Origin of the sequence: Rhizobium sp. BK512 (genome assembly GCF_014194915.1) — a bacterium.
GTDB lineage: Bacteria > Pseudomonadota > Alphaproteobacteria > Rhizobiales > Rhizobiaceae > Rhizobium.
Genome location: NZ_JACIAS010000012.1, coordinates 1 through 22,000, shown reverse-complemented (window position 1 = coordinate 22,000; position 22,000 = coordinate 1). Strand labels below are relative to the sequence as shown.

The following is a 22,000-nucleotide window of genomic DNA, read 5'->3' as shown; positions in this document are numbered from 1 at the left end:
GGACCCGGAGGAGCGAGCACCCCAAAGGGTTGGACAAGCGCTCCCCAAGCCAGCATCCCCTACTGGCCGTACCCCTGTTCAGACATCGTCCGGGAAGCTTTGCCGACCGTAGGGAAACCGAGCCCTCGAAGGTCTTCGTCATCGTCAATCGGGCCTGATCGGCCAATCGTCCATCATATGGATGAGGCGGTTTTTGTCGTCGACCGGCACGCCGGTCGTCGTTCTCCCATACCAACCAATGCAGGGATCAATTGGAAGTCTCGACCTTTCTCAGGTAGGGCACTGCAACCGGTCTCTATCGACGAGCGGAAGGCCGCGGCTCAATGCGCCGTTAACGCTTCATCAGTGGAGCGCCGGCCCTACGGGATATTCCGGGTGAATTGAATGAAAGGTTGCAATGAGGCTGATCGCACGCAGGACGACGTCCTGGGCAAGCCCAAGATCGTTCGCCGCCAAGTCGTTGGCGACCAAAAGCAACGCCTTTCCCACGGATGCCATCACCATCTCAAGGGCATCATCTCCCTCGTCTGCGGCCCATCTGGCGTTGCGCTCAAGAGTGACCGCGAGCCGCTCGAGCATGGCCTGACGTTCAGGCAGGGCCAGCTCCTCAAAATTCTGAAAGACCATCTCCAATGAAGACTCCATGATCGATGACGTCCGCCGATCATGAACGTCGGTTGCTGCAAAAAGATGCAGTACGGATGAGATGTCTTCTCGCGACACTCCGAAGGAACTCGGCTGCGATGATCGAAGCAGCCCTACTGGCCTCTTGATCAAATTTGTCCGGCTTGGCAAAACCGCCGGTAGCTGGTCTACGACACCGAGAGCGAAGAGACCCCTCATTTTGCCCTCTGGCCGGCGCCGCACCTCGCCATGATTATCGCCTCAACAGCGGAAACGAAGAAGCCAGGAAGCACGCTCCTCAGTGCTTGCAAATGCTGGATCGCAGTCCAGCCGATGCGCGGCTTGAAAAATGGCGGCTCAGCCGATTTCACGGAAGGTGATGGAATAGCGCATTTGTTCCACGGGCGGGATGGAGTGCTCCCATTCGCTGCGTGCAGGACCGGAAAGGAGGTAGGCAGAACCAGGCTCGACCCTCACCGAAGCGCGTTCCCACTTATTGCCGACGCGACGCCTCAGCCTGAACGTGCAGCTCGATATCAGTGAGACGCCGACAACCCTGCCGAAAACCTTCTTGTCCTTATGCCACCCGATCGGAGCTCCTTGGGCATATTTGGTAACAAGGGCCTGCTGCAGCCTCTCGGGATCGATGCCGGCAAATGTTGCCGCACGCTTGCGCACCGGAAGGAGAAAAGGTGGGATTTCGGTGACGCGGCTTACGTCGTCGGTGTCGAAGTCGTATTTCCAGCCATAGGAGGTGGCTCTTCGCTTGCCCTCGAAACCGTGAAATTCGAAGGGCTTCAGCGGCAATAGCCCGATTTCGCGAAGTAGATCTGACTGCACGTCCGCCGGAACGACATCTGGCTGATAGCGAAATCCATCCGGTAATGCGGGTGCGAAGACCGCGAACAGGTCTAGCTGTGCAAAGTCGGCCATCGTCGCTTCTCCTCTAATGGACACTTGGGGTTATGAAGATTGCAGTGAATTTCTCCACCCCCCGTTTGCTGGAATGTGATCGGCCGTTCCTCGGCAGAAAGACTGGAGGCTATCGAGCGGCCGATCCGGTCCTGAAGGCGCAGCTCCATGATCCTACGACAATCTTCAAGTCGTTCGGTCGATACCCTAACGCTACGCAGTTCTTCCGTATTGCGCCTTTCGATCTGCGGGCAACCTCAGCGCTCAGCCGAGTTGCTTGGCGATGATCGCCTTCAGTTCGGCGCGGGTGAGCAGGCAGGGATATGGCTTCTGATTGTTGGCTGGCTTATCAGCGCGAGGGGTAGCTCCGTGGGGCGTTGAAGCCGCCGGGGCGGCGGTAGTGGGTATCTTGTTCATTCGATTCCTTTGAAAGCCAACGCAGCCGAGACCAGTCGAGCGATCAAAACGCTCCCGACCGGCGTCCAGTGGGACGTCCGGGGTGGCAAAATGCAATGTTGTCAGCGAGATGCCGTAGATAAGGCGTGGCGCGGCGGATTACAAGACGACCGCGATGTCAGCAGTGCCCCTTTCGTCTGCGGGGACGAACTCCAACGCGGTTGAGCAGTCTTCACATCGAACAGTTCACGACCACGACGCCGGCTTCTTTGTGACGCCAAGGATGGCCGTCTCCAGAGGAGGCCGGCCAACCTTCTGAGACCATCAAGTTGCAACTCTCCGCGCGGCGCGGTTCGGCTTCGGTTTCCAATGCGCCATAACAGCCGGCATTCCAGCCTCGAGACAAGCGGCCATGAATGCCTCCCGTGCGACGAAAGCGGGCACCACCCCGTTCAGTGCGGCGCGGCAGGTCTTCACGGCCCGGTGATGGCGCTCTCCGTGCCGCAACGGCCATTCGTTTTCGAGAAAGTCGAGGGCGTCGTAAATGCCGGCGAAAGTCTTTTCCAAACCGCATTGCAATCGGATCGTCACCGGCCGGGTCCATTGAACATCGTTGAGCGGCATGTTCTTCCTCCTTCCAATGCCACTGATTGTCTCCTCAGGATGATATTGTGAAACGGTGTTGCCGCTTCAAGAGGTGGCTTGGCCATATACCGCGTCTGCGTGAGCGTGGCCGGAGCATAAGGAACAGAGCATGCTGTTCGCAGCGGCTATCATGGCGCCAATGACCATCCTGCCATCGCGCCTCCACCTTCGGCAAATCCTGGCGGGGTAGATTGGCTCAACGCTGACCGGCCTCAGCTGGATTACCGCCGGTTCCGCAGGCAGCTGACGTACCGGCGGCGACTGCAAACCTACAATACGAAGAGGGCTTGCAACCGGCCGTCCCGATAAGATCAAACGGCGAACGTGCCGACGGGCAATGGGCGAAGACCATTGTTTGCCGGACAAACGGATCGATACCATATGCTGTCCGCGGACAACCACCGGCATCGGTCGATCTTGAACACGTGCGACGTCTCGCCGGCACGACCACGCAACGAGCGTGTGAGACGGGCCTGCGCTGTTTGTACGATTTAATTCTGAGAACGATTGGTGAAATGCGCGTTCCCAAGCCCGGTTCCGATCGTCAGGATTGCCCAGCTTGACACATCGGTCATCAGCGGAATCTGCGAAAGCCCCTGAACGACGCCGTCATTGTGCATCATAACGAACGTTTCCCCCTCGTTTATCTTAGGAATGCTTTTGACGAGAGCGGCAGGCAGGTTGAAATGATCGCTCTCCCAGTTTCCGCCTGGCAGGTTCTGACCTCCCCGGACGATGGCACCATCGGCTTCGATCACTCCCGGGCAGCCGATCCCGATCAGTGGCGCAAGGCTGAGCTCCGCCTCTGCCGCTTTGGTCACTAGTTCTTCAAGCATTTCCGATAGCTTCGCGACGGTGGCAGTCCGGCTCGGGTTTTCCTCCGCGTGCTTCCAGATGAGCGACGCCGCCACGGCGGCATCTTTGCTTGTGCTTCTCTTATCCTTGCCGAACCGAACCACTCCTGCCCTGACGTTGGTTCCGCCAATGTCAACGGCGAGTATTGCATCATGGCCCTTCAGCATCCATTCGGGCATCAGGTGCACCGAACCGATCAGGCCGGCATCGTCTGGATGATGCGCAATCGGAACGAGTTCGATCTCGACACCATCACCGCGCAGGAGCATCATCGTGCGCGCGATGACAAGTTCGCCAACCCTTCGCTGACGGAAACCGCCGCCAACAGCAATTCGTTCGGTTTTCTTCCATGACTTTTCGTTCAAGAACTTTTTTATTACGGCGGCAAAGTCCCGAGAAAACTCCTCTACCGCACCGAATATCATGGCTGCGGCCTCTGCATCCTCGCCGCAAAGCAGCGCGTCGATATCCTTCTTCTTCAACTCCTTAGTCGCGACCTTTCCAAAGGGGTCGCGCGCGAGCTCTCGCAAGAGCTTTCTCTGCTGGTCTACCTTGTCGCGAAAAGACTTCTTGTTTGCGCCGTCACCGATGAAACCTTTCCGGTCCCGCGCCTCGTTGTTGTAGTCATCGATAACCACTGAAGGCAATGTTGCCCCACCGTGAACGAGTGGTGTCGTATCGTTGGCGGGCTTGCGGTTTGTTTTGGTCATAAAAGCTCGCAGGGCAGTGGGTCGGGACCGCAGGAACGCGCGAGCGACGTTTGATGTTCCCGAGGAGGACAAGGGAGTTACCAGACAACGCAGCAGCGCGACGGATGTCAGGCTCAAGCCGGCTGCGCGGCCACCGTCAACTTGCCGTAAGAATGCGTCATTGATCGGCAGAGCGAGCTGACGGCTGGAAAGGGAGCGTGAAAAGACGTCGGTGCGGTGGCCCCGAAACTCATCGGTATCGGGCTTGTCGAGAAAATGGGTCGTCAATAAGTTCATCGGCGCGCTCGGCATCGATGGCGAGGAAACCGCCTACGCCGGACGACTACTGGAGCGTCGCGTGGATCAGCCCACGAGCAAGCTCCGGCCGGTCTTCGCACGCTTTTCGAAGAGCGTTCACGGTCGTTCCTCAAGGAGATCGGGCATCTCGTAGAACATCGAGTTGGGTCTCGACGGTCGGATCGTTCGGGGCCTCGCGGCGAGCGCGTGCGATCAGGCGATCCGTCGTCGACAATGCCCAGAGCGGCATTGATTGTGATGTTCAGCATGTTTTCCCCTTTACCGGCCCCCTGGCAAGCTCGAGGGGAAACATGCTCGGCGGCAATCCCGAAATTTGGCTAGAAGCGACCGCGCACGCTGTCGTACAAATCCCGCAAATCCTCGAGGCTTCGGTCGTAGCGCGTCCGCCTTGGCGCCGTCCGAAATCCGACGATCGCGAGAGCAACAACTGCTGCGGCCGTGGCAACTGCCCCGAGGGTGGATAGCGGGTAAAGCTTTACCGTTGCTTCCGTCTGCCGAACCGCCTGACGAGCCCCACCTTTTACCGCGACGGAGGCGTCGGCCACTTGCTGGCGAAGCGCTTCCAATTGTTTCCGAAGGACGCCGATCTCGTTTTCGGCATTGAACTCGGGCTGCGGGGGAATACCGACTGACGCCGTGTTCGTGTCTACAATGGCACGCGGCACAGGTTCGCCAATCCTCGCTCCTTCGGCCACCAGCGGTTTCGTAATAGTCTTCTTTGCAGGCATGATCGTCCTCCTTCATGAAGCGCCGAGCGCGCATCCAACGATTATGCCTCACGGGCGATTTTTGTTCCGGAAAGCGTGAGAACCACGGTGCGCAACGAATGCACAACCCGACAGCGCGCCCTTACAAATAGACACCGCTTGCGGCTGGCCGTTTGCGCGCCTTGCGGTTCTCGACGGCAGTACCACTCGATAGCAAGTCAATGCAGCTCGAAACCGACGTCGCCTCAACTGGGCAGAGTTCGAGATGATCTTGGGTGTCGTCGCCCGACTGATCGGCCGTCATATGCTCCCGGCCGACCGAAGAGGAAACCCTGCACCAGGTCGGGGCCTTTCGTTGAAATCAGCGCCCGTTGCTCTTCCGTCTCAATGCCTTCAACGACGATCTTCAATCCAAGGCCCCGACCGAGTGCCAGTGCGCAATCAAGGATGACGCCGGCGCCTGGGTCGTGATCGAGAGCCGAGACATAGCTGCGGTCAATCTTGAGCTTGTCGAAAGGATAGCGCCTGAGATTGGTCATCGACGAAAAACCGCTGCCGTAGTCATCCATGGCGAGCTTTATACCCTGTGCCTTGAGCGCCTGAAGCGATTGCGCCACTTCGATGCGATCTTCGAGGAGTGACGTCTCCGTAACCTCCAGTTCGAGCCTTGATGCGGAAAGGCCGCTAGCCTTGAGCGCGGCATTTACATGATCGAGCAAGTTGGGCGAAAGGAGCTGTCGCGGCGAGATGTTGACCGCCAGGAACAGGTTCTCATTCCAACCCGCAGCTTGATGGCACGCCTCGCGAAGGACCCATTCACCGATCTCGACGATGCTGCCGCTTTCTTCCGCTGCGTCTATGAAGACTGCCGGCGAGAGAACGCCGTAAGTCGGATGGTGCCAGCGCAGGAGTGCCTCATAGCCTTGGGGCAATCCGGACTGGGCATCGACGATCGGCTGGTAGAGCAGGAAAAACTCCTGTGCTTTGACGGCCCGGCGCAGTTCCTCCTCCAGCCGTCGCCGCTCGCGCATTTGTTGGTCGAGGACCCGGTCAAACAAGCAAATCTGTCCCCTCCCCGCCGCTTTCGCGCGATAGAGAGCCGCGTCCGCGTTGTTCTGCAATTGCCTGAGGCTGTCGCCATGTGTTGGGAAGGCTGCTATTCCTACACTAACGCCTAGCGCCGCAGCCTTCGTGTGAGATGTAAATGTCGATCTGAAGCGAGACGCAAATTCAGCTGCGACATCCTGCGCCCGAACGATATCGGAGGCTGGAAGCAGCACCGAAAATTCGTCACCACCGATCCTCCCAATCAGCGCCGTTTGGTCGAAAGATGACCTCAGTACGTCGGCGACCTGCTGGAGCACCTGATCGCCATCAAGATGGCCATGAACATCGTTGATCGTCTTGAAGCGGTCGAGATCGAGGATCAACAAACTCGTCGCTGATCCCGAAACATGAGACTGGCGGATCATTTCGTCCGACCGAGCGTTGAACGCGCGCCGGTTAAGAAGGCTTGTCAGAGGATCATGTGAGGCGAGGTGATCAAGACGCTGGTGCGCCTCAAGTCGCTCGCTGATGTCACGCAGCCCATACACGATGGTTTCGCGGCCGCGATATTCAATGACACCTTCAACCACTTCGACCGGGATCTGGCCGCTCGGCGAATCTACAGATCCCTGTGTTGCTCCGCTTTGACGCAGAAAATCTTCGAGCCGACGCGCTTTCAGTTCGGCGGGCGACTTACCGACCATCGAGACAAACTGCTCGTTGGCGTGGACGATGACGCCCGCGCGCGTCAGCACAATGGCTTCGAAGGTCGCGTTCGCAAGGCCCTTCACGTCGGTCAGGTACCGGTCGAAGAAGAGTGCGGCAACACCTGCCGAGATCAGCAGGCTTGATACCACGCATACGGCAGCGGCAATGCCGATACGGTTGATAAACGTCAACCCGTTTTCAGGGCCCGGGTAGAGGGGCACAATTCGCAGGCCGCTCATTGAAATCAGATGGTGGCTCAAGACGGCGGCCACGAGAAGCAATGCCGTGAACACCAATCTGATCCTCGTCAGCTCGCAGCAACTGACGAACATTGCCGCGACCGTAAACAGGAGGCCAAGCAACCATGCTGCAATGACGGTGTCAGCTCTGGTTTCGACGTAGGCCGAGTTCCAGATAGCACTCAAGCCGATCGTGTGCATTGCCCCGATCGCGAGGCCAAGGAAGCAGCCACTTGTAACTGCGCCTCGACGGCGAGGCATGCCGACAGTCGCAAAAGACCCGAGGCACGAGATCGCGACCGCGACCAAAATAGATGTGCCGGTCGCAAACAGCTGATAGGAGACAGGGATGTTGTAGGCCAGCATGGCGAGAAAATGCGTCGCCCATATCGTCCCGCCGAGCACGAAACCTGCCACAATGAGCCACAGGTTCCGGTGGACTCGAACACACTGGCGAGCACGAGACAGCATGAAGACCGCGGCCAAGTTTCCTGCGACGCAGACACATACGGCGACAGACAGAAGCGGAAAATTGTGCTGTTGGGCAATACAGGAAACCAGTGCGACCATTGCCACCTCCGGCCGGCACCCTTTCATGCGGCATATAACGTGGCGTTAGCGAACTCGCTAAGAATTTAACGATCGGGCGATTGCTCCAGGCCACGTACCAGGGGCCACGCCTGGCCGCAGCGATCGATCTCAGGTCGCGGGATCAATGGTTTCTTGCGATCTTGCCCGGAAACTGTGCCGTAGTCGGTGGATGACTATCGTCATGTCTTCCTCAGTTCTTGCCTCAACGGGAGCAGAGCACGCCCACCCGATTGAAGCAGGACGTTCTGTGAGGCTTGCGTGGGCTCGGTTCTCCTCTGGTTCGACCTCCCAGGCTCCAGCAGCTGAAGCCCCTGGTCGCAGCGCCTCATTCGCCTTAGCGCTGAGGCTTCAGCATCTCAGCCAGGCGCTTAGCGTTCTTGATTGAGTTACCGTCGCGGTCGTTGTTGAAATAGACCCATATGGTCTTGGCGCCACTTTGGCCTATGCGCTCTGCCCACAGCTCCAGCTCGGCGTCGCTGTAGTCGTGGCGATACCATTTTTCGATCCCGTGGAAACGGACGTAGACGTCATCGCCGGTGCACACGAGTTCGTCTGGCAACCGAGGTCCACTGCAGGCGCAAAAAATCGTCCCAGCCGCTTTGAACGCAGCATAAACCTCCGGGTTCCACCAGCTTTTGTGACGGAATTCGATGACGTTTCGACGTCGGTGATCGAGCTGCGACAAGATCGAGTGCAACATTTCCGGCGAGTATCGTATGCTCGGCGGCAGCTGAAACAGGAAACATCCCATCCTCGGTCCAAGCAGGTCGGCAATATAGCCGAAGTCATCGATGAGAATTTGTGTCTGCTGAAAACGCTGGACATGGGTGATGAGCTCACACACCTTGACCGTGTAGACGAAACCGGGAAGCGCCTGTCGTATCCAGGTCTTGACCGCGCCAACCGTTGGCCAGGAATAAAACGGGGCATTGAGTTCCACTGTCTTGAAGTTGGCCTGGTAGATCGAAAACAACTCGCTCGACGGCGTATCGGTCGGATAGAAAGACCCTTTCCAGTGCCAGTAGTACCATCCGGAACAACCAACATGGATGCGGCCCGTAATATCGCCATTGGTTGCTATCGGGGACGGATCTCCGGCAAGACGGGCGAGGTGCATCTTAGCAGCCCGCGTGACATTGGCGTCGCGCTGTTTCTGCCGACGTTCTGCGCGCCTGGCCCGCCGTATGGCGATCTCTTCGGGGGTGCGCTCCACCTTTTCAACCCAGGTGACGAAAGCGTTGGGGCGTCATTTGCTCAACCGATTGCTGGTCGTTCGAAATTCATCCCTGGTCTAACCAAGACGGAGGAAGCAGGTTCCGCCGGTGGGTACAAAGTCGTGAGACGTCGACCGGTGCATCCGCACCTGTGCAGCAGGCAATCTCGAGAATTGCGTCAGGCTGAGTGAACGGCTGGGCGAGTCTAACCTGGAGAAAGCTGGCCTCGTTACAGTGAAGAGAGCTCACCTTGATTTCAGGCATATGGCAAATGACGATGACGCCGTCCCTGGGCTCAACGACGGCACAGGCCTCAGTGTAGCGCTACTTTTTCAGGCTTCCGATTTGAGAACTGGTATACCATCATAATTCCCTGCTCGAGCAGCAGTTCGGCAACCTCGAGGTCGCGCGATCCGAGATCGCAACACATCCCGCGAATGGTGTTCATCACGGACAAAGAATTTTCGACAAACCGCGCGTCTCCTTCAACCTTGGCTTCGTCGGCAGATGCTTCAAGCGCGTCCGCCACTGTCTCGAGCAGGTTGGTGCGTTCGAGAAGCGTCATTGCATCCAAGGTCTTCGATATTCCGTGCATGTTGTTCTCCGGCGCGGGCGAGGATCGCGGCGCAGCTGATGTGAAGGTCTGTCGACGGTCGCAGTCATGTGGCGACGCGCCACGTGCGCTGCAAGTCATGGCTGCCCCGCGTATTGCGCATGTTGTTTGTCCTGACCTTACTGGGCTTTGACTTCGGCGAACCTGCCGAGCGTCTGCACTGAGCCCGTCAATTCGCCCGAGGAACGTGCACAAACGTTTCACGAGATTTCTTTTATGCAAAGGCCCAATAGACATCCGGTGTGATGAAAGGAATGTTTAAGCCTGGAACGATCGCGGCGTCGATCGGCGGAAACAGACCGTCAGACGGCGACGGGTATCACGGCATAGGCAATGGAAGACGTCTCCCGAGTGACGGGAAGCTCCCGCGGTCGAAGATGGCTCTGTGATTAGGTTCGTGTCGCCATTGTTTTCTCTCAATCTTCGCTTTTGCTTCCTAGCCCCCGGAGGAGAGGGACCGCTTGTAGATTCGCCAGATGTGACTTTCACCTGGACGCGGCGTCGGAAGCTGCTATGTTCTGCTTTTGTTTTAACGGACCGGCTTACTGACCAATGGACGCAACTGCCTTGCCTATGAGGAAAATCATCCATGTGGATATGGATGCCTTTTACGCATCGGTCGAGCAGCGCGATAATCCGGAGCTTCGCGGCAAACCCGTGGCTGTTGGCGGAGCGGCCGCCCGCGGCGTCGTCGCAGCAGCAAGCTACGAGGCGCGCGAATTTGGGGTTCGCTCTGCAATGGCGTCGGTCACGGCGGCACGGAAGTGCCCGAGCCTGATTTTCGTGAAGCCGCGGTTCGAAGTCTATCGTGCCATTTCGCAGCAGATCCGCGAGATTTTTGCGCAGTATACGCCGGTGATCGAACCCCTCTCGCTCGACGAAGCCTATCTCGACGTCACCGAAAATCTCAAAGACATGCCGGTCGCCACCGAGATTGCGCTGGAGATCCGTGCAAGGATCAAAGCGGTAACCGGGCTGAGCGCTTCGGCAGGCATCTCCTACAACAAGTTTCTTGCGAAGATGGCCTCGGACTTGAACAAGCCGAATGGCCAGGCGGTCATCACGCCGAAGAATGGTGCGGCTTTCGTGGAGCAACTCGCGGTGAACAAGTTCCATGGCGTCGGCCCGGCCACAGCGGAGAAGATGCGACGGCTCGGCATTGAGACCGGTGCGGATCTGAAGGCAAAGCCCCTGATGTTCCTGATAGATCATTTCGGGAAGTCCGGCCAGTACTTCTATGGCATTGCGCGGGGCATCGATGCGCGCCAGGTCCGGCCAGATCGGATGCGCAAGTCGGTCGGCGCGGAAGATACATTCACTGTCGACATCAGCGATCTCGATCTCGCGACCAGCGAGCTGCGGCCGCTCGCCGAAAAGGTCTGGTCTTACTGCAATGCCAAGGGTTTCAGCGGCAAAACGGTGACGGTGAAGGTCAAATATTCCGACTTTACCCAGGCGACCCGGAGCCGAACAAATCCCCTTCCCTACGCGGGCGTCGATGATATTCTCGGGGCCGCAAACGTCTTGCTTGCGGGTGTATATCCGTTCAAGCGGCCGGTTCGGCTTCTCGGCGTGACACTGTCGTCGCTCATCAATGACAAGGATGCCGACGACGTGGAACAACCGCAACTCGGGCTAGGTTTATAATTCAAGAGCCGGGAGGGGAACCACCAGCAGTGAAAGCCGAAATGTCCCCACCCTGCATTCGCGTCATCGACCTTGAAACGGCCGGCAACGGGCCGGCCGACGTCTGCGAGATTGGGTGGCAGGACGTTTTTCAGGACGAGGATGGGCGATGGCAGATCTCGGCAGAGCGCGGCTCGGTGCTTGTGAATCCTGGCCGCCCCATTTCAGCAGAGACCATGGCGATCCATCATATTCAGGATTGCGAAGTCTCAGGCGCACCGTTCTGGAAAGAGGTGGCGCCGAGCATCCTGCGGCCATCTTACCCGATAGTCGCCCTTGCCGCCCACCGTGCCGCTTTCGAGCAGCGCTACTGCACACCCAGACTGGCAGGGGCCACGCCCTGGATTTGCACATGGAAATGTGCACTGCGCGTCTGGCCAGAACTTCCGAGGTTTTCCAACCAGATGTTGCGATATCAGCGTGCGCCGGAAGGTCTGATTCATGAGATCGGCCTTCCCGCCCATCGAGCCATGCCCGACGCTTATGTCAGCGCCCACCATCTGCGTGACGAGTTGAATTCCGCGTCTCTGGATGAGCTCCTGTTGTGGAGTTCTCAGCCTGGCCTGCTTCCGCGGGTCCCGGCGGGCCCTGACCGTGGGAAAAACTGGGACCGTCTGACTATCGACGCACTCACCACCTTTCTGAGCGACCGCGACGCGGACGTTCGCTTCAGCGCCCGGGCGGAGCTTCTGCGGCGAGGAGAAACGGAAACACCTAAAACGACTACTCCCACCCAGCAGACACTTTTTTAATCGATTCGACTTCACGCGACGAGCCCGGACCGCCGGTTTGACACCATCCGATGATCCGACAGGCCGAATGCCGAGGATGATGCTACGGCTCGATCTGTTGGCCAGAAACGCTGTCCTTTTGACGGTTTTCCGCGGCACACCTGACGATGTTTCACCGGCTCCGGGGGCACACGTCGAAAGCCTTCAGTCTGCTGAAACAGAGAAGAGTGCAATCTCGGCGCGGATTGGCGGCGTCCGTCATCTCGGTGACAACCTCGTGTTCACGAGCCGAGCTGAAATTCAATCCACGGTGTGTCCTGCGCGGCAATCGTCCACTGGCTCGGTTAGAGCGCCGCTCCGGACCATCCTGGACATGACGCCTTCGGCCGCGGCACGGACGGTTATTTGAAGCATAGCTATTCGGTGCTCGAAGTCGCGCTGTCGAGACCGATGTCCGCGTCATTCGAGATCTTCTCCATTGTGTCGAGAACTTCCTCTGGCGTGACGTCCTCCTGAAGCTCCTCGATCTCCGCCTTCTGTTCGAGGTTGAGACCCATCTTTTCGGCGATGGCGGCAACGATTGTGAGAAGTTGCGTGGTCTCGTGCTCGGACAGCAGCGAGATCTGCAAATTCAGATCGGCCCGCTTATCGTCGGCCTCGGCCATGCGGTTCTGGCTGATCATGACGAAGGTCGAAATGAAGATCGCCTCCACCGACGCCACCATCGCCAGGATGACGAGAGAAGGGTCGAATGCCGGGAGAAACGGGAGCACCCCAACGTTTATCAGGATCCAGCCACCGAACAATATGGCGTGAATGTAAACGAAGGTCATCGAGCCGGCGAAGCGGGTGATTGTGGCCGCAGCTTTTTCCTGCGCCGACGCCTTTCGAGCTTCCTCGCGCCGTCGTTGAAGAAGCGCTTCGATATTACGATCGAGGCGGTTGGCAAGGTCCGGCTCGTGGTGGGAGGCGATGGTCGACATGGGAAAGCTCCGGGTTTACATCGAAACTTCGCGCCGTCCGTCAAGTTCCGCTCGGTTCTCTCAAGCCGGCATCGCGACCTTCGGGTGTTACGCCTGACGCCAGCAGAGAAGACCGGCAGAAGGTCCTGTCCACGCCATAACCGCCGGTTTTTGAACCATGCGGACCCGCGGTCGCGGGCATTTGGGGCGATGGAACAGTCGCAAATCCTTGGAGCTGGACGTGGCGTCCTCTGAGGCTATTGCGCCATGTTTGCAATGAGTGCCTGGGATGTGTCACCCGAACGGTGTCGCTGCGTCGCCAGCTTTCCTAGCTGTTTACAGACCCATTCAGCCATGTCGAATGCGGTAAGGTTCGGTGCGACGCTGAACGGCTGGAAGTGGCGCCACCGAGGGAACTGGTCAGGTAGGCGGGTGATCGCAGCGCTCGTACATCCGCAGGGTCTGTTACATTTCTAGCTTGGCGAAGTTGCCATGGCCGAGACGGTGGCCGGTGGCGAGTAGAAACGGTATGCCCCGCTTCGCGAGAAGGTCGGCAGCTCATCTTCCCACCGAGACTGATGTCTAGCACAGCGCTGTCTATCTGCTCAGCATCTTCGAGCAGATCCAGGCTCGTTCGAGCGTTGAGGTGCGCCCAATCACGGTCGCTCCGAGGCGAGTCGACTAGGTCTTCGGAAGTAATACTCGTCCTCGGCGACCAGAATGGCCAGGATAGACGCCCAGCTTTTCTTCTTCTATGCATGTGGCCTGGCAAGGCCGTTGCGCGGTCTGAGCGACTGAGCTCTCCGGTTTCGAGATGCGCCCGGCAAGCAAGCCCGCAGTGGATCAGGCCGACAGTTCCCTGGCCTGCGCGTCGATCTTCCTGCAGGCATCCGCGAATGGATCGCGCACCGGCACCAGAGGCGAAACGCCAAGGAGGAGGAGCGCTTTCAGGTGCTTCCAGCCACCTTCCTCGCCCAGCACCGGGGCATAGGATGTCATCACGCCGGGCCTTTCGCCATAGAGGCGCTTGAACTCCGCGAAATTGGAGAAGGCCTCGTGGTTGTTGTCCACGAGATGGAAGCTCTCAGCCGCCGCACCTTCGGCCAGGATGGCCTCATGCGTATCGAGCAGTACGGCATAATATTCGAGCGGCATGTCGTCGGCCGGAGTGACCGGTGCAATGGTCGTGCCGTTGACGAGATCCTTCACGCGGATCAGGACGCCGTTCAGAAACAGCGCATGGCCGGATGACAGGTAGAGATCGGAGTGCGGGGTGCGGCCGTCCAGCGCATGGCGGCGAATGCGGATTGGCACGACGGCTTCCTGCCAGCGTGCGCCGTTCTTCCTGAAGGCCTGGCGGCCGACCCACCTGATCGGACGAGTGCTTCCATCCGGAAGGGCAACGCGATCGCCGGCACGCAGATCCTCGACAGGCCTTTCACCGCAATCCGTGAGGATACCCGTTCCCCGCAGGAAGCACTGCGGACCGCCGCCGCCACCGCCGCCGCCGGAACCACCGCTCCCCCCGGAGCCTCCGTGCCCACCGGAACCGCCGTGTCCACCCGAGCCACCGTGGCCCCAACGGCGTCCCAATGCACTCGCAGGAGATGTGGAAATTGCCGTGGCCAATGCCGCCACGCCCGCGAGCCGAACACCGGCGGCAGCAGCGACACCTAGAAAATGTCTGCGCGCAGTATTGTGCGGCAGAAGTTTCGGATCTTCCGTGGATGACATGGCGATCTCCTTTCTGAAGCGGTCTCTGCGCCCTCCAAGTGGCGTGAAGACCGGCATTGTGAGGTTCTTCGTGAACAGGCAGGAATGAAGATAGGACTGCCGCGACAACCGGCCTCGGACCAAGGTCCTACTCGGGGACGATCAAAACAGTGTAAGCGGATCGTCCCTATTGAGTACTGGATTTAGTCATATCTGCATCTACGGATCATTTTCAGCTTTAGCGGCGGGTCAGAAACGTGGTCACTGCATTATCTTCAGATCTTTCTTGCGCAGGCTTTCGGACCAACGCGAAGAGCGCCTCATCGGTTTGACATATCTGGAGATGAAGGATCCGCAGCGATGATCTGCATCGCTGGTTCGGCAAGCTGAACAGATCGATCCGAGGCAACAAGCGAGACGCCATCTTCTAAAGAGTTAGAAGGGTCGACCCGTCGATCAATGCGAGGCTAACGTGTTTGTCGTCAGGTCCAGACATCAGCCGCCATCGCGGAGACATTCGTTGGAGAGGCTCGATCGGAGGTGCTCCTCCAGCTCAATACATACGCTCTCACAATGGGCGAGAATCAATTCGTGTTCGCCACCGTCGGTCTGGTATTTCGCTCTAGACTGCAATGCCTCACCATAGGTCTCGATCAGTTCCGTCAACTGGTGCGCCGTTGACGCATATGACTGAAGGTCGGGATGCTTCTTCAGAAGTGCCTTCAGACCGAACTGGAAACTGTCAGAGGTGGCTTCGTTCACTATTGATACCAAGAATACTGCAACGCTCGCGGGATTTTGCGAAGTCGCACCTGAATGGGACATGAAGATCCCGGGCGATGATGCCAGCCCCGCGTCGCCGCCAACAGCGATGGCGTTATGGTTGGAAGATCGGGGCCACTAGGGATTTTGTGAAATCGTCAGCGATAGGATGTAATCGCTCGCGCTACGAATACCGCGCACCAGAGCGACGCAAGGACCGACGTATGCTGTCCTCGTCGCCTTCGATGTGCTCGCCGCTATCACGAAGCTTCGAGATTCCTAGCTGAACGACCTTGATCATATCGGTCATCCGCTGACCGTGGCTATCCTGGTATTGTTCCAGCGTAGGGGCATGAAGCGTAACATCGAGCAGCGCAGAATTGCGACCGTCTTTGACCGCTTTGGCGCCGACAGCCCAAACTCGGCTGAACAAAAGTCGATCCGATTCAGTTATTGGCATGACGACCCGCTTGCGCGCCCCCGCGTCGTGTAAAGTGGTGAAGCTAGCGGGCTGCCTGCGGTCATCAACCGGACTAAAGTCCGATTCTGCGCCGCAACCACGCGTTGGTACGGTAGCGTACAAGCGACTTGTCCTGGCTCCAATGTGGGCTGTTGAAACAAGGAGGGCCATCGTCGGTCTGGAATGGCACTGTCTCCGGCTTCTCTGCAAAGAATGGAAGGTGACTTCTTTTCGAAGCGCCACAATATCTTGGCGACGGACGCTCCGGCCCCATGTTCCATCAATGATCTTCTTTACCAGCGATACCCATTTTGGCGATCCGCGTGTCCTCAGGATCGACCGACGTCCTTTCCCAGACATGGCCGCCCACGATCTGGCGCTGATCCAAAACTGGAATGGCCTCGTCGGCGAAGATGACGATGTCTGGCATCTCGGCGATTTCATGTCGGCCCGCGCAGGCGATTGCGACCAGCTTCTATCGCGCTTGAACGGGCGCAAACACCTGGTAGTTGGTAATAACGATCCAACAACGACCACTGAAGCGAGGGGTTGGACGAGCGTCCAACACTATGCCGAAATACGCACTGACGATCACCACCTGATCCTCTGCCACTACGCTTTCAGGACGTGGAACCAGATGGGCAAGAGATCGATCAATCTGCACGGCCACTCGCACGGGCGTCTAAAACCGCTGCCTCGCCAATTCGACGTCGGCGTGGATGCCCAAAAATTGCGCCCGGTGAGGTTGGAGCAGATCATGAAACGCGGGCGCGGTAGCTGATCTTCGTTGCGAAGCCGTTTGTGGGTCCGTCAGCGTAAGCCCTTCAACGCCTGCTTGGTCAATTTCGGCAATTGGGCATCGACTTTTTTTCGTGATGGAAACGTTAGGCTCATTTCAATGCCTGGCAATACTCCCGGCAGCCAATCACTCATGGTTCACCTGGCCCACATTGGTGCCTTGATTGGCTTGACTGGATTCGCCGGCCGCAAGGCGGCATTTGAGCTAATGTGTCGGGCCGATGAACCGCTCAACTGGTATAACGAGGAGGGCGACTTTGCCTGCCCTCCCCGGCCGATCTGCAAGCGCGCAACGGGACGGGGATCTTCTGGCTTGCAGGACCGGGCCATCCCGTCCCTTGCCCAAGCTTCTCGCTGGCGACGATTACAAGGCCCTGACGGCTGCATAGACGCGATGTGCCGCGGCGACATGGAGAGATTCTCGGATGGCATCGCGCCAGTTAAGGGGCGCTCGACCTGCTTCCCCTCAACGCGATTGCCGCCCGACTTGCCATCGGTTAGATGCGGTAGAATGACCATCGCGCACGCCTTCGACGGCAAGGGAGAAAGTCGATGGTCATCACGTGCGACCGGCGGCCTACCAAGGGGCTAGCCGCCGCGAACAAAGCCGTCGCGATACCGACATTGACCGCGGCTCCAGGGCTAACTACTGCGGAATATATCGACAACCCTCGGAGCAAGCCTCGGCCTCGCAGCCGTTGATCGCGACAGGTCATCAGGTTATTACCTGAAAAATTGACAATCACGGTGACGACGCTTGCGCTCGCTTGAGCCCACGCGAACTCCGTGCCCGTCGCAAGAACCGCGGCTAGCAGCGCCATGTGTAAGGCCATGAAAGCGGCGCCGAGGATGACAAGGCAAACCAGCCGCAAGGGGATGGCCGCTCTCGTTGCCTTGGCAACAAGCAGCTCCAAGAATTGAAGAGCGACGCGACGATCCTCTTGCTGTGGCCGGCTGAACGGGTCGCGAACCGGTAGGGTAGTTCGGCAATGCGAACATCCGGCCCGGCATTTGACAGGATTTCAAAGCGTACCTTGAAACCATGGTTGCTCAACCGGGAGGCCATCGCTTCGACCAGGTCGCGGCGTGTCGCGACGAAACCGCTCATTGGATCGGTTGCAGAGGCCGAAGTTGAGAGCGCCAACGCTGCGGCCGATCTGGCGAGGTCCGAATTCGAACGATCTCAACTGCTCGCATCCAGAGAAGCAGCCAGTGGCGCCGCCACCGTCGCGTACCTTTCCCCCGGATCGTTTCTGGAAAAGGATGCGAAGCATCTCGCCCGACATCGGCTGGAATGAAAAAGGGCGCTCGACCCAATGGGGAGCGCCCGAACCATCCCGGCAACGTTTGCGGCGGAGGCCGAGGAGTGGTTGGAACGAATGTCGACCGAGTCGGTGCACTTTGGCAAGCTGGTGGTGAACGGACAGGAAACGCGCCGTTCGGCCAATAAGTGTCACCCACACGTTATCCACAGCCTGTTCACAGTGTAACCGCATGCAAGCCTTTGCTTTTTGTCCGCTGGGATGAACTCTCAGGTGCTGCATTGCGGCAACGTCCGAGTGGAATTTTTCCGTACCGATACCGAGACTTGCTGATAGAGCGTATGTTGCCGGTCTCTCGAGCGCCAGGCGGCGGATCGCTCGGGGTCGGGAAGCGACCGGCGGACCTCGATGGTCGCTTCCCGAAAATGGCGGGTATCGCCCGCTGCGCCACCAAGCGCCGGTCTCCGGCCGGCAAGGGCACACCATTGCGGCGGAGACGTCGAGCGGTTATGAATTTCCCCTTAATCCAAATCGGGGAATTCGAAGTGGCGAACGGCACAGTCAAGTTTTTCAATCAGGACAAGGGCTTCGGCTTCATTACGCCAAACGATGGCGGCCAGGACGTCTTCGTTCATGTGAGTGCAGTCCAGGGCTCGACGCTGCTGCGCGAAGGGCAGAACGTCTCTTACGACCTGGGTCAGGATCGTAAGACCGGCAAGTCGAAGGCGGAAAACGTACGCGCGATCTGAGCGCTCGTGGGCGGGGCTTTCTGGATGAGGATCAGGACGGCTAACCTTTCCGACGCAACCGCGATGAGCGCCATTCTTGAGAGATTGGTGGCCGCCGGCCGTCGAAAGATGGCGGCGGACGTTGAGTACGTTTGCCTGCACCATGTGTCAAACCGTGATCTAGCTCTTCAGGCCGCGATCCCTCTAAAGGGACCCTCTGCCGCAGGAGGCGCTTGTGGTGCTCGTCGATGACCTCGTCGGCGCCCGTGCACGAAACGTTGCCCATTGGCTGCAGCGACGCGGCTACCAGATCGCTCTCCTGCTGGTCGATTTCGCCTGGCAGGTACTGAGCAAAGTCGCCTGAAGCGCCATAGGCAGCTGCAATCGTCGCGTCGCGACGGCTTGCGCCTTGCTGCGCATATCCGCTACTTATTCTCCGACGCCAACTCGCCCGGCTTGAAGCTTCCGGGTTTACCGCTCTGCGAGGGGATCGCATCAGAGGTTGTCTGATCGTGACCGTCCGGAACGTTCACTCCACTATGATGTGCGGGCGAAGACGTCTGCGGAAGTTCGCTACTATTACCGAGCTCCTTCTCGGCCTCGTGCCAGTGGCGCTCATGCTCGCCCTCCGGCCGGCCTTCAGCTTCCCATTTCTCATACGCACGGCGTTTGATGTGTTCGTCGTCCATGACATCCTCCTTGATCGAAATAACTTGGGAAGGAACCTGCGGTTCCTGAAGAGCCGTAAATCTTGGCGTGAGCCCAGGCAGCTCGCGCCATCGCTAGGTACTTCACGCAGATCGTCGAACCGTCGCGGCAGGTGAATGGAATGCGGCGTGTGGTCCAGATGTTTGGCGTCAGTGATTGTTGCCGGACCCGCACGCCATGTCCGATGAGCCTATGGTTAGTGGATCGCGTGGCTCGTCATTCGATGTGCGCCGAGTTGAAGCGCGAGATCATCGTGGTAGCCTGTTGCAGCACGCGTTCGGCCTTTTGTGGATCATCTCGCGCCGGTTCGTTGGCATCGATGCGGATCGCCTTGGCCATGTTGGCCTTGAGCGCAGCAAAGTGACGGTCGCCATGCACTTGTGCAGTCCCTTTAAGGATGCGCGCGATGTCGACAAAGACTTCCTCGCGCTCCTCGATGCCGAGGTCTCTGATGATCTTGATCTTCTCTTCCAGATCAACTCACTCCGGACAGACCAGCGATCTCGGCCGAGCTCATGAAGCCCCGGCCGCGAGAGCTAAGAAAGTAAAATTTCGTTTTCAAGGCTTCATTGAAGCTTGAATTCGCCCTCGACACGGCGCCATTCGTTAGGGCCGATCAGACGTTGGTGGGTGTAGCGGACGGAATGCAGTGGTCCGTCGAGGCTGGCCTTCCAGAAGTTCAGGAACTTGCACATCTCAGGGAAATCCGGGGCAAGATCATAGTCCTGCCAAACGTAAGTCTGCAGGACGGATTCGAAGTCGGGAATGCGATAGAGGATATGCGCGGTGGTCAGTCCATAGCCGTTGAGCTGACGCTCCAGGTCCGATGAGAACTGCATGCTTCATCTCCGTTTCATGACACTGCGAAGGTGGCGCAAAATCGCGCAGCCCTCAACGGTTTTCTGAACGCTTCGATGTCGTTTATCGTTCCTTTCCAGTATGTTAGCAGCCATCGGCGTCGAGTGCTAATTTTTCCTGCCGACCCTCTTGAAATTGAAAAAGCCCGAAAATAAATTTTTGCACGCGAACGCTCAACGAGGTTCGCACCCGCCCGGACTGGTCATCCGGTCCGGCCAGGGGATTTCGAAACATCATCGTTTGTCCACGGAGGAAAACATGTCGTTCCGACCGCTCCATGACCGCATTCTCGTACGCCGGGTCGAATCCGAAGAAAAGACCAGAGGCGGCATCATCATTCCCGACACCGCCAGGGAAAAACCGCAGGAGGGCGAGGTCGTCGCCGTAGGCCCCGGCGCCCGCAGCGATGCAGGCCAGATCCAGGCGCTCGACGTCAAGGCCGGTGATCGCATCCTGTTCGGCAAATGGTCCGGAACCGAGATCAAGATTGACGGTGAAGATCTGCTGATCATGAAGGAAAGCGACGTTCTGGGCATCATCGAAGCTCAGGCCGAGCGTAAACAAGCCGCCTGAGGCGGCTCGTCCCCCAAACCCAACACCATCAGTCAATAGCTGCCTATTGAGGAGTTAGACAAATGGCTGCGAAAGAAGTTAAATTCCATAGCGACGCCCGTGAACGCATGCTGCGTGGGGTCGATGTGCTGGCAAATGCCGTCAAAGTCACGCTCGGCCCGAAGGGTCGTAACGTGGTGATCGACAAGTCCTTCGGTGCTCCGCGCATCACCAAGGACGGGGTATCGGTCGCCAAGGAAATCGAACTCGAAGACAAGTTTGAGAACATGGGCGCCCAGATGCTGCGCGAAGTGGCGTCGAAAACCAACGATCTTGCCGGTGACGGCACCACGACCGCGACGGTACTCGCGCAGGCCATCGTCAAGGAAGGTGCCAAGGCCGTCGCATCGGGCATGAATCCGATGGACCTGAAGCGCGGCATCGACATTGCCGTCGACGCCGTTGTCAAGGAACTCAAGACCAATGCCCGCAAGATCACCAGCAACTCGGAGATCGCTCAGGTGGGCACCGTCTCTGCCAACGGTGATTCCGAGATCGGCCGCTATCTCGCCGAGGCGATGGAGAAGGTTGGCAATGAAGGCGTCATAACCGTCGAGGAAGCCAAGACCGCCGAGACCGAACTCGAAGTCGTCGAGGGCATGCAGTTCGACCGTGGCTACCTGTCTCCATATTTCGTGACCAACCAGGACAAGATGCGCGTTGAGTTTGAAGACCCATACATCCTGATCCACGAAAAGAAGCTGTCGAACCTCCAGGCGATGTTGCCTGTCCTCGAAGCAGTCGTGCAGTCGAGCAAACCGCTCCTCATTATCGCCGAAGACGTCGAAGGCGAAGCTCTTGCCACGCTCGTCGTCAACAAGCTGCGCGGCGGCCTGAAGATTGCTGCTGTCAAGGCTCCGGGCTTCGGCGATCGCCGCAAGGCCATGCTCGAAGACATCGCCATCCTGACGGGAGGCACCGTCATCTCCGAAGACCTCGGCATCAAGCTCGAGAACGTCACGCTGAACATGCTCGGCCGTGCCAAGAAGGTGGCGATCGAAAAGGAAAACACCACCATCATCGACGGCGTCGGCTCCAAGGCCGAGATCGATGGCCGCGTTGCGCAAATCCGCGCCCAGATCGAGGAAACGACGTCTGACTACGATCGCGAAAAGCTGCAGGAACGTCTCGCCAAGCTCGCTGGTGGCGTGGCCGTCATCCG

At 58.5% G+C, this 22,000-nt stretch carries 21 protein-coding genes and 1 pseudogene; 7 read left to right on the top strand and 15 right to left on the bottom strand.

Features of this window, described 5'->3' with window-relative positions:
* Positions 1-342 precede the first annotated feature (342 nt).
* The 8 genes from FHX06_RS31810 to FHX06_RS31775 form a co-directional block, all read right to left on the bottom strand.
* Complete coding sequence (locus tag FHX06_RS31810) at positions 343-627, bottom strand: hypothetical protein (RefSeq protein ID WP_113208592.1); 285 nt, start codon at positions 625-627, stop codon at positions 343-345.
* Positions 628-981: 354 nt separating this feature from the next.
* A complete protein-coding gene (locus tag FHX06_RS31805) occupies positions 982-1,557 on the bottom strand; it encodes an alpha-ketoglutarate-dependent dioxygenase AlkB (RefSeq protein WP_183882168.1) in 576 nt (191 codons plus the stop codon).
* A gap of 699 nt (positions 1,558-2,256) precedes the next feature.
* Positions 2,257-2,556 (bottom strand): DUF982 domain-containing protein, encoded by a 300-nt coding sequence (locus FHX06_RS31800; RefSeq protein ID WP_112543206.1) that lies wholly within the window; start codon positions 2,554-2,556, stop codon positions 2,257-2,259.
* 512 nt (positions 2,557-3,068) lie between these two features.
* Positions 3,069-4,142 (bottom strand): ROK family protein, encoded by a 1,074-nt coding sequence (locus FHX06_RS31795; protein ID WP_183882360.1) that lies wholly within the window; start codon positions 4,140-4,142, stop codon positions 3,069-3,071.
* 614 nt (positions 4,143-4,756) lie between these two features.
* Complete coding sequence (locus tag FHX06_RS31790; RefSeq protein WP_113208587.1) at positions 4,757-5,167, bottom strand: hypothetical protein; 411 nt, start codon at positions 5,165-5,167, stop codon at positions 4,757-4,759.
* A 224-nt stretch (positions 5,168-5,391) separates the two neighbouring features.
* On the bottom strand, positions 5,392-7,710 hold the full coding sequence (locus FHX06_RS31785; protein WP_183882166.1) for an EAL domain-containing protein: 2,319 nt from the start codon (positions 7,708-7,710) through the stop codon (positions 5,392-5,394).
* 355 nt (positions 7,711-8,065) lie between these two features.
* On the bottom strand, positions 8,066-8,944 hold the full coding sequence (locus FHX06_RS31780; protein ID WP_312866610.1) for a DUF72 domain-containing protein: 879 nt from the start codon (positions 8,942-8,944) through the stop codon (positions 8,066-8,068).
* 314 nt (positions 8,945-9,258) lie between these two features.
* A complete protein-coding gene (locus FHX06_RS31775; protein ID WP_112543202.1) occupies positions 9,259-9,540 on the bottom strand; it encodes a hypothetical protein in 282 nt (93 codons plus the stop codon).
* A 591-nt stretch (positions 9,541-10,131) separates the two neighbouring features.
* Here FHX06_RS31775 and dinB point away from each other — a divergent pair.
* Both dinB and FHX06_RS31765 read left to right on the top strand, forming a co-directional pair.
* On the top strand, positions 10,132-11,205 hold the full coding sequence (gene dinB, locus FHX06_RS31770) for a DNA polymerase IV (RefSeq protein ID WP_112543201.1): 1,074 nt from the start codon (positions 10,132-10,134) through the stop codon (positions 11,203-11,205).
* Between the two features lie 29 nt (positions 11,206-11,234).
* A complete protein-coding gene (locus FHX06_RS31765) occupies positions 11,235-11,996 on the top strand; it encodes a DNA polymerase III subunit epsilon (protein ID WP_312866609.1) in 762 nt (253 codons plus the stop codon).
* Between the two features lie 395 nt (positions 11,997-12,391).
* Here the strand turns inward: FHX06_RS31765 and FHX06_RS31760 are convergent, their stop codons facing one another.
* The 3 genes from FHX06_RS31760 to FHX06_RS31750 all read right to left on the bottom strand — a co-directional run bounded on the left by FHX06_RS31760 (position 12,392) and on the right by FHX06_RS31750 (position 15,412).
* Complete coding sequence (locus tag FHX06_RS31760; protein WP_112543199.1) at positions 12,392-12,958, bottom strand: DUF1003 domain-containing protein; 567 nt, start codon at positions 12,956-12,958, stop codon at positions 12,392-12,394.
* A gap of 822 nt (positions 12,959-13,780) precedes the next feature.
* Positions 13,781-14,671 (bottom strand): Hint domain-containing protein, encoded by an 891-nt coding sequence (locus FHX06_RS31755; protein WP_183882164.1) that lies wholly within the window; start codon positions 14,669-14,671, stop codon positions 13,781-13,783.
* 474 nt (positions 14,672-15,145) lie between these two features.
* On the bottom strand, positions 15,146-15,412 hold the full coding sequence (locus tag FHX06_RS31750; protein WP_183882162.1) for a hypothetical protein: 267 nt from the start codon (positions 15,410-15,412) through the stop codon (positions 15,146-15,148).
* A gap of 743 nt (positions 15,413-16,155) precedes the next feature.
* Here FHX06_RS31750 and FHX06_RS31745 point away from each other — a divergent pair.
* The gene (locus FHX06_RS31745) at positions 16,156-16,653 is read left to right on the top strand and encodes a metallophosphoesterase family protein (protein ID WP_113209669.1); all 498 of its coding nucleotides are present in this window, start codon (positions 16,156-16,158) and stop codon (positions 16,651-16,653) included.
* Positions 16,654-17,167: 514 nt separating this feature from the next.
* Here FHX06_RS31745 and FHX06_RS36340 read toward each other — a convergent pair.
* Positions 17,168-17,491, bottom strand: coding sequence for a GtrA family protein (locus FHX06_RS36340; protein WP_409564443.1), 324 nt, complete (start codon positions 17,489-17,491; stop codon positions 17,168-17,170).
* A gap of 986 nt (positions 17,492-18,477) precedes the next feature.
* On the opposite strand from FHX06_RS36340, the gene FHX06_RS31735 reads away from it, so the two are divergent.
* The gene (locus tag FHX06_RS31735) at positions 18,478-18,681 is read left to right on the top strand and encodes a cold-shock protein (RefSeq protein WP_029616201.1); all 204 of its coding nucleotides are present in this window, start codon (positions 18,478-18,480) and stop codon (positions 18,679-18,681) included.
* Positions 18,682-18,889: 208 nt separating this feature from the next.
* Positions 18,890-19,024, top strand: a pseudogene (locus tag FHX06_RS36115) (thiosulfate sulfurtransferase); the annotation flags it as partial.
* A gap of 61 nt (positions 19,025-19,085) precedes the next feature.
* Here the strand turns inward: FHX06_RS36115 and FHX06_RS31725 are convergent.
* The 3 genes from FHX06_RS31725 to FHX06_RS31715 all read right to left on the bottom strand — a co-directional run bounded on the left by FHX06_RS31725 (position 19,086) and on the right by FHX06_RS31715 (position 20,207).
* Entirely contained in the window at positions 19,086-19,349 is a 264-nt protein-coding gene (locus tag FHX06_RS31725; protein ID WP_112547932.1) for a DUF2934 domain-containing protein, read from the bottom strand.
* A gap of 235 nt (positions 19,350-19,584) precedes the next feature.
* On the bottom strand, positions 19,585-19,842 hold the full coding sequence (locus FHX06_RS31720) for a hypothetical protein (RefSeq protein WP_183849392.1): 258 nt from the start codon (positions 19,840-19,842) through the stop codon (positions 19,585-19,587).
* Positions 19,843-19,934: 92 nt separating this feature from the next.
* Complete coding sequence (locus FHX06_RS31715; RefSeq protein WP_113209654.1) at positions 19,935-20,207, bottom strand: usg protein; 273 nt, start codon at positions 20,205-20,207, stop codon at positions 19,935-19,937.
* A gap of 277 nt (positions 20,208-20,484) precedes the next feature.
* Between FHX06_RS31715 and groES the strand changes: the two genes are divergently transcribed.
* Together groES and groL are read left to right on the top strand one after the other, a co-directional pair.
* Positions 20,485-20,799, top strand: a complete 315-nt coding sequence (gene groES / locus FHX06_RS31710) for a co-chaperone GroES (RefSeq protein ID WP_018114737.1) — start codon at positions 20,485-20,487, stop codon at positions 20,797-20,799.
* 62 nt (positions 20,800-20,861) lie between these two features.
* The coding region (gene groL, locus FHX06_RS31705) for a chaperonin GroEL (RefSeq protein ID WP_183882160.1) at positions 20,862-22,000 on the top strand (1,139 nt) is incomplete at its 3' end.

What these genes read in the sequence shown, in the direction of transcription:
- FHX06_RS31810 (WP_113208592.1), bottom strand. Translation starts at nt 627, where the DNA reads ATGGTCTTTCAGAATTTTGAGGAGCTGGCCCTGCCTGAACGTCAGGCC.
- FHX06_RS31790 (WP_113208587.1), bottom strand. Translation starts at nt 5,167, where the DNA reads ATGCCTGCAAAGAAGACTATTACGAAACCGCTGGTGGCCGAAGGAGCG.
- FHX06_RS31800 (WP_112543206.1), bottom strand. Translation starts at nt 2,556, where the DNA reads ATGCCGCTCAACGATGTTCAATGGACCCGGCCGGTGACGATCCGATTG.
- FHX06_RS31775 (WP_112543202.1), bottom strand. Translation starts at nt 9,540, where the DNA reads ATGCACGGAATATCGAAGACCTTGGATGCAATGACGCTTCTCGAACGC.
- FHX06_RS31755 (WP_183882164.1), bottom strand. Translation starts at nt 14,671, where the DNA reads ATGTCATCCACGGAAGATCCGAAACTTCTGCCGCACAATACTGCGCGC.
- dinB (WP_112543201.1), top strand. Translation starts at nt 10,132, where the DNA reads ATGAGGAAAATCATCCATGTGGATATGGATGCCTTTTACGCATCGGTC.
- FHX06_RS31745 (WP_113209669.1), top strand. Translation starts at nt 16,156, where the DNA reads ATGATCTTCTTTACCAGCGATACCCATTTTGGCGATCCGCGTGTCCTC.
- FHX06_RS36340 (WP_409564443.1), bottom strand. Translation starts at nt 17,491, where the DNA reads ATGGCGCTGCTAGCCGCGGTTCTTGCGACGGGCACGGAGTTCGCGTGG.
- FHX06_RS31805 (WP_183882168.1), bottom strand. Translation starts at nt 1,557, where the DNA reads ATGGCCGACTTTGCACAGCTAGACCTGTTCGCGGTCTTCGCACCCGCA.
- FHX06_RS31760 (WP_112543199.1), bottom strand. Translation starts at nt 12,958, where the DNA reads ATGTCGACCATCGCCTCCCACCACGAGCCGGACCTTGCCAACCGCCTC.
- groES (WP_018114737.1), top strand. Translation starts at nt 20,485, where the DNA reads ATGTCGTTCCGACCGCTCCATGACCGCATTCTCGTACGCCGGGTCGAA.
- FHX06_RS31725 (WP_112547932.1), bottom strand. Translation starts at nt 19,349, where the DNA reads ATGGACGACGAACACATCAAACGCCGTGCGTATGAGAAATGGGAAGCT.
- FHX06_RS31795 (WP_183882360.1), bottom strand. Translation starts at nt 4,142, where the DNA reads ATGACCAAAACAAACCGCAAGCCCGCCAACGATACGACACCACTCGTT.
- FHX06_RS31715 (WP_113209654.1), bottom strand. Translation starts at nt 20,207, where the DNA reads ATGCAGTTCTCATCGGACCTGGAGCGTCAGCTCAACGGCTATGGACTG.
- FHX06_RS31785 (WP_183882166.1), bottom strand. Translation starts at nt 7,710, where the DNA reads ATGGTCGCACTGGTTTCCTGTATTGCCCAACAGCACAATTTTCCGCTT.